17 protein-coding genes are annotated in these 13,429 nt (G+C 45.2%); 1 reads left to right on the top strand and 16 read right to left on the bottom strand.

Going from position 1 to position 13,429, the window contains the following annotated elements:
- Positions 1-56 precede the first annotated feature (56 nt).
- Both moeB and moeA read right to left on the bottom strand, forming a co-directional pair.
- Complete coding sequence (gene moeB, locus BTO10_RS03975; protein WP_105023634.1) at positions 57-806, bottom strand: molybdopterin-synthase adenylyltransferase MoeB; 750 nt, start codon at positions 804-806, stop codon at positions 57-59.
- 12 nt (positions 807-818) lie between these two features.
- Entirely contained in the window at positions 819-2,054 is a 1,236-nt protein-coding gene (gene moeA / locus BTO10_RS03970) for a molybdopterin molybdotransferase MoeA (protein WP_105023633.1), read from the bottom strand.
- Positions 2,055-2,269: 215 nt separating this feature from the next.
- Between moeA and folE the strand changes: the two genes are divergently transcribed.
- The gene (gene folE / locus BTO10_RS03965) at positions 2,270-2,923 is read left to right on the top strand and encodes a GTP cyclohydrolase I FolE (protein ID WP_004737232.1); all 654 of its coding nucleotides are present in this window, start codon (positions 2,270-2,272) and stop codon (positions 2,921-2,923) included.
- A gap of 410 nt (positions 2,924-3,333) precedes the next feature.
- On the opposite strand, the gene BTO10_RS03960 is transcribed toward folE, so the two are convergent.
- From BTO10_RS03960 to BTO10_RS03895, 14 genes are all read right to left on the bottom strand, one after another.
- The gene (locus tag BTO10_RS03960) at positions 3,334-3,933 is read right to left on the bottom strand and encodes a hypothetical protein (protein WP_105023632.1); all 600 of its coding nucleotides are present in this window, start codon (positions 3,931-3,933) and stop codon (positions 3,334-3,336) included.
- A complete protein-coding gene (locus BTO10_RS03955; protein ID WP_105023631.1) occupies positions 3,926-4,465 on the bottom strand; it encodes a YaeQ family protein in 540 nt (179 codons plus the stop codon). The genes BTO10_RS03960 and BTO10_RS03955 overlap by 8 nt, the downstream gene beginning before the upstream one ends.
- Before the next feature lie 449 nt (positions 4,466-4,914).
- Positions 4,915-6,957 carry a hypothetical protein gene (locus BTO10_RS03950; protein ID WP_181143952.1) on the bottom strand — a complete coding sequence of 681 codons (2,043 nt, stop codon included), beginning with the start codon at positions 6,955-6,957 and terminating at the stop codon, positions 4,915-4,917.
- 35 nt (positions 6,958-6,992) lie between these two features.
- The gene (locus tag BTO10_RS03945) at positions 6,993-7,106 is read right to left on the bottom strand and encodes a GpE family phage tail protein (protein WP_258097042.1); all 114 of its coding nucleotides are present in this window, start codon (positions 7,104-7,106) and stop codon (positions 6,993-6,995) included.
- Positions 7,107-7,135: 29 nt separating this feature from the next.
- Positions 7,136-7,405 (bottom strand): phage tail assembly protein, encoded by a 270-nt coding sequence (locus tag BTO10_RS03940; RefSeq protein ID WP_105023630.1) that lies wholly within the window; start codon positions 7,403-7,405, stop codon positions 7,136-7,138.
- Positions 7,389-8,132, bottom strand: a complete 744-nt coding sequence (gpM, locus tag BTO10_RS03935) for a phage terminase small subunit (RefSeq protein WP_105023629.1) — start codon at positions 8,130-8,132, stop codon at positions 7,389-7,391. The genes BTO10_RS03940 and gpM overlap by 17 nt, the downstream gene beginning before the upstream one ends.
- An 11-nt stretch (positions 8,133-8,143) precedes the next feature.
- Entirely contained in the window at positions 8,144-8,509 is a 366-nt protein-coding gene (locus BTO10_RS03930) for a phage tail tube protein (protein ID WP_065679511.1), read from the bottom strand.
- Between the two features lie 3 nt (positions 8,510-8,512).
- Positions 8,513-9,649: a phage tail sheath subtilisin-like domain-containing protein gene (locus tag BTO10_RS03925; protein ID WP_105023628.1), complete on the bottom strand. Its 1,137-nt coding sequence runs from the start codon at positions 9,647-9,649 to the stop codon at positions 8,513-8,515.
- The gene (locus BTO10_RS03920) at positions 9,649-9,867 is read right to left on the bottom strand and encodes a DUF2635 domain-containing protein (RefSeq protein ID WP_004737242.1); all 219 of its coding nucleotides are present in this window, start codon (positions 9,865-9,867) and stop codon (positions 9,649-9,651) included. The genes BTO10_RS03925 and BTO10_RS03920 overlap by 1 nt, the downstream gene beginning before the upstream one ends.
- A complete protein-coding gene (locus BTO10_RS03915) occupies positions 9,867-10,406 on the bottom strand; it encodes a phage virion morphogenesis protein (RefSeq protein WP_004737243.1) in 540 nt (179 codons plus the stop codon). The genes BTO10_RS03920 and BTO10_RS03915 overlap by 1 nt, the downstream gene beginning before the upstream one ends.
- Complete coding sequence (locus BTO10_RS03910; RefSeq protein WP_004737244.1) at positions 10,403-10,867, bottom strand: phage tail protein; 465 nt, start codon at positions 10,865-10,867, stop codon at positions 10,403-10,405. Before BTO10_RS03910 ends, BTO10_RS03915 begins: the two co-directional genes overlap by 4 nt.
- Positions 10,867-11,316, bottom strand: a complete 450-nt coding sequence (locus tag BTO10_RS03905) for a head completion/stabilization protein (protein WP_004737245.1) — start codon at positions 11,314-11,316, stop codon at positions 10,867-10,869. Before BTO10_RS03905 ends, BTO10_RS03910 begins: the two co-directional genes overlap by 1 nt.
- A 121-nt stretch (positions 11,317-11,437) precedes the next feature.
- Positions 11,438-12,475 carry a phage major capsid protein, P2 family gene (locus BTO10_RS03900; protein ID WP_004737246.1) on the bottom strand — a complete coding sequence of 346 codons (1,038 nt, stop codon included), beginning with the start codon at positions 12,473-12,475 and terminating at the stop codon, positions 11,438-11,440.
- A gap of 46 nt (positions 12,476-12,521) precedes the next feature.
- Positions 12,522-13,349, bottom strand: coding sequence for a GPO family capsid scaffolding protein (locus BTO10_RS03895; protein ID WP_004737247.1), 828 nt, complete (start codon positions 13,347-13,349; stop codon positions 12,522-12,524).
- Positions 13,350-13,429 lie beyond the last annotated feature (80 nt).

Genomic DNA, 13,429 nt, shown 5'->3' with positions numbered 1-13,429 from the left:
TGTTTTGCAGAAGTCAAAAATAACTCCCCAAAAGCGGGCTTATTTAAACAAGGTGGTTAGTTGCAAACCGGACAGGTTGGCATTTTCATCAGATTCATTTCTCGCCAAGACATGCTGAGCGCGTCCAAAATCATAATTTTGCCTTTCTTTGGTTGGCCGTAAACAGCAATCACTTTAATAGCTTCCATCGCTTGTACTGCGCCAACAATACCTACAACAGGCGCCATGACACCGGCTTCGACACAACTTAACGCGCCGCTGCCGAATAGGGTACTTAAGCACTGGTAGCAAGGTGCATTGTCATCTTGATAAGTGAATACGCTAATCTGACCTTCCATGCGAATCGCAGCTCCAGAAACTAAAGGCGTTTTAGATGCGTAACATAAGCGGTTCAATTGATTGCGCGTTTCAACGTTGTCGCTGGCATCAAGTACTAACGAATGCGCTTCAATGAGCTTTGCTAGTGCCTCGTCATCAAGTCTGTGGTCGACCGTTTCAACTCTAAGGTGTGGGTTTAACAGCTGTAATGATTCAGCGGCTGAAACGACTTTCTTCTTACCAATATCAGCATCGGTGTGAAGCACTTGTCGTTGCAAGTTTGAAAGCTCAACAACATCGTCATCAATAAGCGTTAGCTTCCCAACACCAGCGGTTGCAAGGTATTGAGCTGAAGCGCAGCCCAGTCCACCGGCACCTAAGACCAATATCGAACCCTGTTTTAGTGCTTCTTGGCCCTCAAAATCAAACTGTTTAAGGATGATTTGGCGGTTATAGCGAAGCATCTCTGCGTCAGACAGTATTTCCATCAGCAAGCCTCGTTAGTAAAGCGTCGAGTTAAACAGTTGAATCTGAACTGTTTCACCAACTTCAACACGGCCACGTTCGCGTTCTAATACTACAAAGCAGTTTGCTAAGCTCATTGAGCGGAAAGCGCCGGAGCTTTGGTTACCTGTTGTTTCTACGACAAATTGACCGTTTTCAATCGAGTAGATACCACGTTGGTAATCAGTACGGCCTGGGCCTTTTTTGAATGCAGACTTAGTCGTTGCAGGAATAGGTTCTGGCGCTGTCCACGCAGTATGACCGGCAAGTTTCGCCAGCATAGGTTGAACCAACACGTACATCGTCATCATTGCAGACACTGGGTTACCCGGAAGGCCACAGAACCAAGCGTTGTCTAACTCACCGAATGCGAATGGTTTACCTGGTTTGATTGCTAGTTTCCAAAAGCCGATTTCGCCAAGCTCTTCGAGAATGTCTTTGGTGTAATCCGCTTCGCCAACACTTACGCCACCAGAAGTGACGACTACGTCTGCTAATTCTTGTGCTTTCATAAAGGTTTCTTTAAGCGTTGCAGGACAATCAGGAATAATGCCTAGGTCAATCGCTTCGCAACCAAACGCTTCAATCAGCGGCTTAATACCATAGCGGTTGCTGTCGTAGATCTGACCATCTTCAAGAGGCTGACCTAAAGGCTTTAGTTCGTCACCAGTAGAGAAGAAAGCGACCTTCGGTTTGTGTGCAACAGTCACATGGCTCACGCCTAGTGAGGCGATCATTGGAATATCACGAGGCGTTAAACGCTCACCGCGGCCAAGAACGATGTCACCTTGCTTGATGTCATCACCCGTAGGGCGAATGTTATTGTTCAGTTTGATGTCGTCTTGCTGAATTTCAATGCCCGCATCAGTTTCGCGAGTATTTTCTTGCATGATGACAGCGTCACAACCCTCTGGAATTTTAGCGCCAGTCATAATGCGAATACAGGTGTTACTTGGCCATTCGCCTTCAAATGGCTGGCCTGCAAAAGACTTACCTGCTAATGGCAGTACTTTACTGTTCTCTAGGTCTGCTAAACGCAGTGCGTAACCGTCCATTGCTGAGTTATCAAAAGGAGGCACAAAAATAGGGGAGAGTATGTCTTCAGCAAGAACGTAGCCTAATGCATCTGCTAATGGCAGAGTTAGAGTCGTTTGAATCGGTTTGATTGGTGACAGCAGCTTATCTAGTGCTTCTTCAATTGGCATTAAGCCCGGAGCGTCGCAACAGCCCATAATTGAAATCCTTTGATCGTTATTGTTTTGATTTTGTGGTTGGCAATGGTGGTTCAATAATGATTAAAACACGCTTTTCGTCAACGAAATTGAAGCCACTTTAGCACAGTTTAGCCCCCGTAAATAATGACCTCCCTTAAAATATGGGTGTATTTATTCAAAATTCCGAGTATCCTTGTTTGCCATCCAGAAGGGGTAACAAAAGAGGAAGTTCAATGTCAGGTCTTAGCGAATCAGCGAAGTTGGTTAAAGATGCGCTAGCAAGCCGCGGTTTAGAGACGCCAATGAGTCCTAACCAGGTTAGCCGAGAAGAGAAAAAGGAACGAATCGAACACCATATGCGTGAGATTCTCACTCTACTCGAACTTGATCTTACGGATGATAGTCTGGAAGAAACACCACACCGTATTGCAAAAATGTATGTGGATGAGATTTTCTCTGGTTTAGATTACGCAAATTTCCCTAAAATTACCGTAATTGAAAACAAGATGGGTGTTCGCGAGATGGTTCGTGTAAAAGACATTACCGTGACCAGTACTTGTGAGCACCACTTAGTGACGATTGATGGTAAGACTGCGGTTGCTTACATCCCTCGTGGTAAAATCATTGGTCTGTCTAAGATCAACCGTATCGTACGTTTCTTTGCGCAGCGTCCACAAGTTCAAGAGCGTATGACTCAGCAGATCCTTGTTGCTTTGCAAACTTTGCTTGAGACAGAAGATGTTGCTGTAACTATGGATGCGGTTCACTACTGCGTTAAATCGCGCGGTGTAATGGATGCAACCAGTGAAACCACCACTACAGCACTGGGCGGTATCTTCAAATCTAACCCAGCGACTCGTCACGAGTTCTTACACGGTCTACGTTAATCTCCAGTGATGTGATAAGTACGATTTAGCCTCAGTAAAACGGTAAACAAGATTCTAAGCCTCGCTCTCAGCGGGGCTTTTTTGTACCTGTAATATGAGTTTTCAGGAGCGTGGATAGGAGATCCCCGACTCACTCGTTCCTCCTTCTCGGGGATGACGGAGAAGATCGGTTTGCTCATAAGAGAAAATACGAGGGTGGAGGTTCAGTTTGTATTCTATTGTCAGCCTTTTAGAAGCACGCGCTGCCGATCTTGCAGAGTGAGCGACTTAGTCATATTCGTCATTCCCTAAAGCGAGGGACGAGTGTAGTAGGGAATCTGATGTCCAGGAGGAATTGTGGGAAAGGTGGTTGGAAAGAGATGCGCTCTACACAGTGCAAAGCGCAAATTTGATTTTAGCTGGTGGAGTGCTTATGACAGGTTAAACAAACGCTTTAAGCTATAAATAAAACCAGACGGTTTATTCTCCGCGTGATAGATGTTCAAGCCATCGTAGAAACTCGCCATGAACTCAACACGGATTTCATCGTCTGTGCTTCTTGATAACCGAGACAGTAGCTTGGCGGTTGCTGCTGCGTGATCATTAGCTAGGCTGTAATCCATACCTAGTCGACCTTGAATGAACAACCATAAATGCGTTACCAACTTTAACTGCTGAGAGTTAGAGTTTTGAAACTTGTCGCTATGCTCACTGCCTACCGTATTATCGAAGACACTTTGCATCGCTTCGCTAGCGTCTTTATTGCTCTCAAAACGATAGCTGGCATCGATATGTTCTTTGGTCAGTAGGCCAAGCAGTGTCTGACGTGCTGAATTATCAGGTTTATTCTCACAAGCGTGTTTAAACAGAGCGTGGTTTTCGTCAATAAAAGACGAAAGCTCTTTCTCAAAGCCTATTGCAATCGCAGTTACTGAATCTAAACCTGACTCTTTCAAGCAAACGTGAAGTTTGGTTTTAGCTTGTTGGTTTTCTTCAAGCTTTTGCTGGTTACTGGTTGGAAGCTCAGTCATTACTTTGTAGCTCTTCCCACGTAACTTCAGCTGATTGTGTGTCGCTATTAACGAATGCAGAGTTGCCTGTCAGCATAACTGAAAGGTCCATGGTGCGTTCTGTCATTGCAGCCAATTGCTCAATACCATCATTGTCTAGACGAACAATTTGGGCTTTAAGGTAACCGAATTTACCTTTGCTCTGCTCCCACCAAACGTTTGATTTAGTGTTGAAGCTGAACACACGAACAGACTTTGATAGGCGAGTGGCTTTCTTAACACGTTCAGCGTCAGGTTCGCCCACATCGATCCACTCGAGGATCTGGTCATCTAAAGACTTCTGCCATAAATCAGGTTCTTCGATAGTCGACAACCCTTTAGTAAATTGAAGCTCCGGTGAAGCATTGATACAAAACGCCATGATACGAGCCATCATACGCTGTTCTGTTTCAGAAGGATGCTGTGCAATCGTTAGATTAAAAGAGTCGTAATAGTCGCGGTTCATATCAGTTAAAGAGATACGAAACTTGTAGATTGTGGGTTTGAGAGCCATGTGATATAAGGGTTCCAAGAGGGTGAGGTGTACTATAGGTGTACCAATGAGTTTTTGAAATAACAGTCTATAGATAAGTTGCGCTTAGTATAAACGAAGTGGGGCAGTTAGCTAGTAAGATGACACTTTTGGTACACCCCAATTATTTTATGCATTCATGGCGAGCTAACAAGAAAGGGATCACATGCTCGATTGGATCTACTTTTCAGGTAAATAAAGGGGTTGGGTTGCTTTAGGCGTACCATAGGCGATCTTCTAACTTTCGGTACACCTTTTTATTGTTGAGTACGCCTTAACTCAGAACACGAAAAACCGCCTTGTTTGGCGGTTTTGTGTTTTTGGTGACAAAGCAACGGTATCTCAAAAGTTATCGAGTGTAGTTATCTATGACTATGCTGCAGCTATAAAAAAGCACCCTTGCTGGGTGCTTTGGTTTTAGTTCATTGTTCTTAAAAGCTTGTCGCCATATTCCCCACGTCTAAGTTCAAATCTATCCCCTTATCACTTTTAGCTTTATCTATAGCGACTGGCGCTTGAGACTTTATGGTGAGTGACACTTCAGACTTGTTGTTAATGGACTGAGGTTTGAGCGGCTGGTATGACTGAAGAGGTAATTCACCCGCTTGGTATGAAGGTGTCGTATGCTCTGTTCTCTTCCTGTCGTTTGGTTCAGTTGTGATCCCCAACTTTGCATTTTTATCTTTAATCTTGTCCATTTTGTTGGCAAGGCTATCAAAGGATTGATTAAGCAGGTGATCTGAATTGGCTACCTCCGGCTGAGAAAAATCACCTGTCAGGTACGAATGTGTCGTGACCTCAGTTCTTTTACGATCAGTTTGCTCTGTGGTCACCCCCAGTTTTGCTTTTTTATCTTTAATCTTATTCATTTTGTTGGCGAGGCTATCAACCGACTGGCCTGCCTCTTCGGTATCGATTTTCCAACCATCGGGAATAAGTGAATCTGGCAGTTTATTTATGAGTTTCTTAAACTCTCCCCATAAATAGCGAATGCCGTTGCCGATCGCTTTCATCACATTATCTAAGCCATAGAAGTGGTCGACTAAATAAAGAATTGCGGCCCCAGCAGCCATGATGCCTGCTATCAACAACCCAATAGGATTACCTAAAATAATTGCATTCACGGCAATCATTGCAGCTTTGACAATGGCAAGAACCGCGATCATTTCTTTAAAGTATTTAGCAGTGAAGACCAATACTCGCCCAAGGAACTCCAAGCCATTGTATAAGCCTTTCACTGCTTGAGTGATTTGCTCGATAGTTTCATCACGAAATTTAGCGTTCTTGAATTTCTCTGTGAATTTATCGAAGGCATTGGTGACTTTTTCCATGATTGGAGCAAGCGCTGCAAACTTAATAGATTTATAGCTTTCTTGAATGCGCTGCATTGCATCATTATAGGCTTCGGCTTTTGCTGCATCTTCGGCGCTAGCTCCACCTCCTAGTTCGGCTAACTCTTTGCGTGATTTCGCCAACCCTTCAGTACCTTCTCTTAGCAAGAGAAGCATTTGACGGCCATCTTGTCCAAACGCAGCATCAGCAAAGGCCATTTGCTCTTGTTCGGTTTTTAGTTTGGAGAATGACTGCAGTAATGTCTCATACGCTTCTTGAGTATTTGCAGCACCTTCTAGATCTTTGAAGGCAGAGTTACCACTTTTTTTGATGTATGAGCCAAGCGCTCCGCTACCTGTAGTTTGTAAAACACCTAGCCGCTTAGTGAATCGAGTCATAGCTGATGACATAGTGTCTTCTTCTACACCTGTATGTGAAGCTTGTTTACGTATGGCTTGCAGCTCACTGATAGATATTTTCAGTGTGGCTGATTTTTTTGCTAGGGCATCCATTTCACCTGCAGCGCTGTTCACCTCACTGACTAACCCTGCAAGGCTGAAGCCACCGAGTAATGCCGCTCCTTTACCAAGCGCGGCCTTGCCAATTTGAGGCATTTTGATTGCCCCACCGAGCTTTTGAACACCGCTGAGCCTTTTCTGCCACTTAGCATAGTTTTTTTCTACAGCAGTGATTTCTTTGCCATGTTTCTTATAGCTTTGGCTCAACCGCTCATATTCACTATCGAGCTTATAGACCTTTACACCTGTTTTAGTCAGGTTCTTACGCAGCTCTGATAGGTTCTGTTGGTATCCAGTTTGCTCTGTGGTTAATTTGCTGACTTTCGCTTGTTGCTTGGCAATTTGAGCGGTTAACTTCGCACTTGGGGCTTGAAGCGCTTTGGATTTCTTAGTCAGCTTTTCCAGTTGCTCTTGTTCAGCTTGTAGGGTGAGTTTGTTTTGTTGCTTAATTTTTTTAATGTTGTTGTAGCTGTCAATCATTCCGATAGCTGCTGAATCATCAGCTTGAGCTTTTTGTGATTTTTGGATGGCCTTCGTGTAGCGGTTTGTCTCTTTCGACATGCTTTTGGCTTTGGCTGATACTTTATCTACCATCCCCATAACAATCGATAAATTCATCTTCATAGTGTTTGCCTTTTGCAGATATAAAAAAAGAGAGCTTATTCGCTCTCTTCAGTTTCGGTTCTTTGCCGGGCTTTCTCTCGGAACAACAAGAGGTCGTTGTAGCTGAGTTTGTCTATTTCGCTTGGTGGCCAATGAAATACAGAGGTTATGTCTGCGTAATAGTCTTCTACGTGCTCAATTACAGTTCCGTATTGACGAAAAAAGAGGCGATGGTCGTCAGTAGTGGCGCCCAGTTCTCAACAGGCATATTTAAGACGTCACGTTCATTTAGATTTGAAATGCGTGGCAGTAAGACTTCACCGGCTTCAAATTTCATTTCACAGACATCAACCAAACTAAGGCCGCGTAAATTACCGGAGTTGGGCTTACGCAGCTCAATCTCTTTTATCTCTGCGCCATCACGTTCAATCGTTACGGCCAGTTGTACTTTTTTAGTTTGGGCTGTCATAACCAAGCTCCTTTTGTAATGCTTCTAGTTTCTTCTTCACGCCGCCTTTCTTTGGGTCTAGTTTCATCACTAGCTCAAACAGGTTGTGCGCCTTTTCTTTTTCGCCTGCTTCAAGGTGCCAGTCACCGACTAGGCGGAACATCTTCACTTTAAGTGGTGCGTTGGTAGCAAGCTCACCTGCCAGTAAATCATTCACGGCTTTAAGCAGGTACTCGCGCTTGTACTCTTTCTTTTCAGTGTGCGCTTTGTGCGTGTACTTAAACACGTAATCACAGAAGCCCGTTTGACCGTTCACTTTGAAATTAGCCGGCGTTTCTAACCCGCCATCAATGGCTGCTCGAAAGTCATCGTGGATCTCTTCAAACTTGCCAAGGTCGAAGTGCCACATATAAAAGCACCACATCACATCGAGGTTACCGTAGTCGCCTTTGTGGGTAACCAGTAGCGTTTCAACCAATGGGCGGTACTTGTTAATGAGCTCTTGTTTGTACGGGTCTTTCTCTTTCGAGCCAGACAAGGTGCGCAAGCGGCTTTGGTCTTGCTTAAAAACGTTCTGTGTTTCTTCCCAAGGCTTATCAGCAAAAGCAGTGCGAACGGATTGACTTAATGCTGATTCGCTAATCGCGCCAACATCGTTGAGAAGGTCAACACTGTCGGTCACTTCAAAGGTTTCAACCGTTAATGGCTTTTCCTTCATAGCCTCTCGTTTCATCAGTATGGATATCATTGTATTGCTCCTTACTGCGGGATGAGTTCGTCACCGTTGAAGACCACTTCAAGCTGACCATCTTTTACCGCTACAGTAAGTGGGTCCACTGTCCATGCGCCTTTCAAGGTGTATGCGCGGCTTGTGTTCGTTTCTAAGGTGATGTCTTCACCTACAAAATCAGCAATGGCTTTCTCATCGGTGTCTTGAGCGTGAATGATGGTGCACTTGATGAAAGGCGCATCTGAGAATTGTTCAGAGAAACCCAAAGGGCCATCGTCACCCATGACGGTTTCGCGCTTCATGTTGCCCATACCAAATTCAGCGCCTTCTTTAAGGGGAAGGCGACCCAATGAGCCTGCGTTAAGGACGGCACGGCTAGTAATTTTTGTTCCCATGACTTACTTCCTAAATTGAATTTTGCCTGCGACGATAATCAAACCGTTCACGAACTGCGGTGAATCTTGGTAGTTGACGCGCTGCTTGTTGGTTTTATCAAGCTCGACAATGAGCGACTTTTTGTAGCCATCGAAATCTTGCACGATGCCTTGGTATTCAAGATCTCTATACAAGGTCAACAGCTTGGCCTTGAACATGGTCGGCGTAACAATCGGCTGACCTTTGGCGAACTTGGTACCGTCTTTCGCAATTTTATGGCGAGGGTAGACACTCAAGATCAACGAGCGCTGTTTCTGTCGGAAGTACATGGCGGTTGCAGGTGTCATTACATCGAGGTAACTGTTGTCTGTTACGCCAGCTGCGTTTTCGGTGTAAGCCGTTACAGCACGTTCAATTAACACTTCATTCGCTGAGTTCACCGTGTAGGTACTCAAGCCTTCATACAAAAAGAGGTTGCGTTCAGCCCAATCCCACTCTTGCGTTGCCAGTGAATAAACACCGTTTAACTTGAGTGTTTGTAGCGGCCTGCAAGGGTCGATAGCCAATGACGGGGCGATTTGACCTACCCATGCACCAATGGCTTTTGCATCTGATAATGCTTGGTCTTTAGAGTCACCAAAGTTGTTGATTGGCAGGAAGTTGATTAACGGGCAGTTGCTCTTTGCTGAAAAGGTCACTAGCTCGGCGTGGGTGCCTTTCTTCGGTAGATACGCAACACCTGGTACTTGCTCTAATGCTGTATAACGGTTTTCAAGAAAGGTACCCAGTTCGCGAATGGTAGTGTCGTCATTCAATGAGCACATGATGTGGTGGTATTGCGTGTCACCTAGCGCGGCCAATGCACTTGCGATATCACCGCTACCCACGCTGATCGCGTAAATTGGCATGGTTTTATCTTGCTTACGGAAGTAGGTGATCATTTCTACGATGTCGCTACTCGCACCAAACGAGTCTGCCGCTTCTGTCTCATCCATACAAAGCGTGACTTTATTGTGACTGACCTTTGCACCACTGACCGCATTGCCGATCGCCAATACAACTTGCAAGTCTTCTGCGCTGTTTGCCAGGCTATTATCAATTTCAATGTAGACACCGGGAACGCGAGCGGTGCTGGGTACTTCAGCAAAACCAATACTCATTATTTAGTTTCCTTTTGGGTTGTGGGCTTGGCTGTTTTATCGATGACCACGATACTTTTTTCAGCGAGTCGACGTAGCCAGTAAGCGTTGCGAGGTTTATTTTCACCTGCCGCTTTCAGTGGCTCTCGGGTTGTTGGGTCTTTCACGATTAAACTTGTTTTCGCTGGCTTAATCTTGAAAGTGGGTAGCGCCGTTTTCTCTACTTCTTGTTTATCCATTACGCTGCATCCTCTAGTGCAAAGTGTTCCGCTGCCATGGCGAGTAACTCTCGCTCTAGAGCAGGCGTCCAACCAATGAAGGTTCGTTTGGGCATTTGGTAATTGCGCTTGGTTTTCACGCCACCTGTCCATTGACCTGTTTTACTGTTGTAGTGACCATTAACGCGAGTCGTAAATGACACTTGAGCGCCTTGGTTGTGCTCTTGGCCAATGCGACCTGCGACGCCTTTTAGGCCAACCTCAAAGCTATCGTCTGTAACGTGAGTTCTTAGCGCCTTGCCAAAACCAAGCAGCATGTTTTTATTGTTCACGGTGTTCTGCGCTTGAGTGCCATCGCATAGTTGGGTTGCCTTTCGCCGTGTTCGGCTTTGGTACGGGTTGTTGTCTATATCTCGTTGAGCACGAATTTGTTGACGAAAGAACTGCCGTGCGCGGTTGGCCATTCGTTTATTCAGCTCAAACTTATCACTGACCGTAAGCACTAAACTTTCCACAACTTGAGTCAATTGCTCAGGCGTCGTGAGTGTTAATTCACTCATGGCAAATCACTTAAGTGGCCGACAAAGTGGATCAATTCACCGAGTTGGTCTTCATCGGCTCGCGCTTCAAAACCACTGACACATTCATAACGGGTATCACCTTGCTTCCAATTGCCTTGTTCGTTTTCTTGAAGGTCGAACTCTTCACGAATATCAATTTTCAGCTTGAGATCAAACACACCTTTATCGAGAGGCTCTAGCGCGAACGTCGGCAAGGGTAAGCCTTTTTCCGCTCGTTCTGGGTCGTATTTGTTGAGCCAGCTGACTAAATGCATAAACAACACTTGCGGCTCTAACTTGGCACTTTGCAAGAAAACGATGGCGGTATATTCAATTTCAAACCCATCGATATCGACACCTTGACCACAAAATAATGCGCCATCCTCCGCCCACACATCCATCTTTGCTGCATCTGTCACATGGCTTTTGAATAGGTTTGTTAAGCTTTGCAGCGCTTTCATTACACCCTCTCAAAGCAGTAGGTTTCTTCTGCGTGGATCAATATGTCTATGGCTTGGCGGTACTGCACCTCACACTCTTCTTTCTTACTGGTGAGAGCTTCTTGTCGGTCTGCTGCTTCAGCGGTAGTGTCACCACTCATTTGCACGCTAATCAGTTGAGCGGCGGTCAGTGCGAATACGGCCTGCTTGTAAAGTGTTTTGGTTGAGTCATCATCACCAAAGCGTTCTTGAGATAGCTCCGTCAAACTAGCGAAAGGTACTAAAGTGTCTTTCAACTCAGAATGCACCTTGATACGTGACAACGTAGCGTAATGCAGAATGCCTGCCTCTGTTTCATTACTTTGGAAATGGAACAGAGACTGAAACTCTGAAATCTTCAGGGCTGGATATTTGCCTTGAGCTGGCAACTCAGATTCATAGTGCTCGTTTTTATCACCGACAAATTCCATGATGTCTCCTTATTGGGTTAGGGAATGCAGGCCGACAATCGCGAATAACAGTTGGTGCCAAAGCGCACCTGAAATAGCAATAGAGCCTGCATTGAGGGGGGGTTAGTTTCTAGCGGTTGGCTTAATGCCAAGCACCGTTAATCCAAAGCTTCACGTTTTTGAATTCAATGGCTGCGGCTTTGCCAACTTCTTCGATCACGTAAGCCATGTTCATCGACTCAAAGTTTTCAATTTGGTCTTTTTCGTCGTTCTTTTTACCTGTAGACCGGCGAACTGAACCTTCTTGAATGTAGATAGATAAGTTGTCGTAACTGGTCACCATGATGCCCGTCGAAGGGAAGCCTGGTACTTTTACTGCAGGCAGACCGCCATAGGTACCGATGACTTGCAGCTCTTGAATTTTGCCTTTTTCGCTTGGCGTATTACCGTGCGCTTCGTAGAACTTGGCTTTGTCATAAGCCAGCAAATCGGAGCCGATGATGGCCACAAGATTTGAATCGTTTTCACAGGCGTCATGCAGTAGGTTTTTCGTTTCAAGCACGGCTAGGTCTAGGTTGATGAAGTCACCACCTTCACCGATACGAATTTCACCATCCGCTTTTTGTCCCGTGGTAATTAAGCGATCTTCATTATGATCACGCATGGCTTGGAACCAACCTTTATTCACATCTTCACCGTTCGGGTTGGCGGTAGCATCGGTATTTTTATCGGCGCTTTCGCCATACCAACCAATGGTGATTTTATTGGCGTCAATTTGCTCTCGGGTTGCTTTACTGATCAAGGCGTTGAAGTTTTTATGGTGCGCCCACGCGTCCAGTTTTGCGTAACGAAGCGCGGTATCAAAGTTCGTTTGCTCACACATGTAAGGCATAGCCCCCATACTTGAGTGATCTTTCGGTGTACGTTTGCCTGAGCCTGACGTATCGGTACGACTGGCAATCATGCCTGTTACACCAAGACCAATGGATTCACCTTTTTGGTTTTTCACTGAGATGATGTTGATTTTGTTAAGGAACCAACTGCTTTCACGGATAGCTGCGATAATGCGCTGAGTACCATTCGGGCTCACGTTAAACTTCTCGGTTGCATCATCCACATCGTTTTGAGCGGCTACCGCTTTCACGTAAGCGCTGAGTTTTATTTTGGTCTGCTTTTGCATGTTCTTACCTAATTAAATTCGTTATGGGTTGAAGATGTGTCGAAGCCTATAAGTAGCGCTCTTCGTCATTACTTTCGCCGGCTAACTGACGCTGCTCTTCATCGGTTAGCTTGCTGAGCTTTTCGATTTGACCTGTTAGGCTTTCTAACTGAGATGAAAGCTTCTCTACCTTGTCCTCTAGCTCAGTCACTTCAGTGCCTTCTTCGACTTCAGGCTCTTGCGGCTGACCATTGGTGTTGAGCTTCTCAACTTGCTCACTTAACTGGCTTAGTTGCTGCTGATTCTCTTTGCCTTGCTCAATGCTTTGCTTGAGTAGCTCTTCAAGTTCTTTACTCATGTTGTCTTCTTCCTGTTGTTGTGAGAGCTGCTCAAGTTCACCTTCGCCCTTAAGCCAGCGTTTAAATGTATGGAACATCGAGGCTTCTTCCTCGGTGTCTTTTGAGAGTTGCTCTGGGGTAATTTGAAAGTTCGTTGGCACGCACGCTTTATCTTTGCTGTTAGCCGACAATTGAATCTGTGTCGTCCCTAACGATGCAGGCTCATCAGTCAAGGCCAATCCGGTCAGGTAGGCTTTCCCTGTATCGGCAAACTTTTCATAGAACTCACATGAGGTATGTAAAAGCTGGCCTTGCTCAGCCATACGTAAAAGCATTGAGTTTGGTTTCAGTACTGCGAATAGCTTGTCATCTTTCTTTTTTACAGATAGGACTGAGCCATACTTGTTGCTCCACGGATAATGGTCTGCATTGATTCGAGCTGTATAGACTTCTGGGTTGTAAGTTTCTGCAATCTCATCAATGATTTTTTGCTCAATGACTCGACCATCAATGGTTGCTCCTGCCTGTAAAATACAAATTTGCTTTGATTGGAACATGCCTAAACTCTCCTAAATTCGATGATTCCAATTTACCCAATGCCTCCGCCTTTTTGTATTTGTCCTAGTTCTAAACGCTT

The sequence above is a fragment of the Vibrio chagasii genome (assembly GCF_002954585.1).
Classification (GTDB): Bacteria; Pseudomonadota; Gammaproteobacteria; order Enterobacterales; family Vibrionaceae; genus Vibrio; species Vibrio chagasii_A.
Note: the sequence above shows the minus strand (reverse complement) of the source record. Positions and strands in the feature narration are given on the sequence as shown.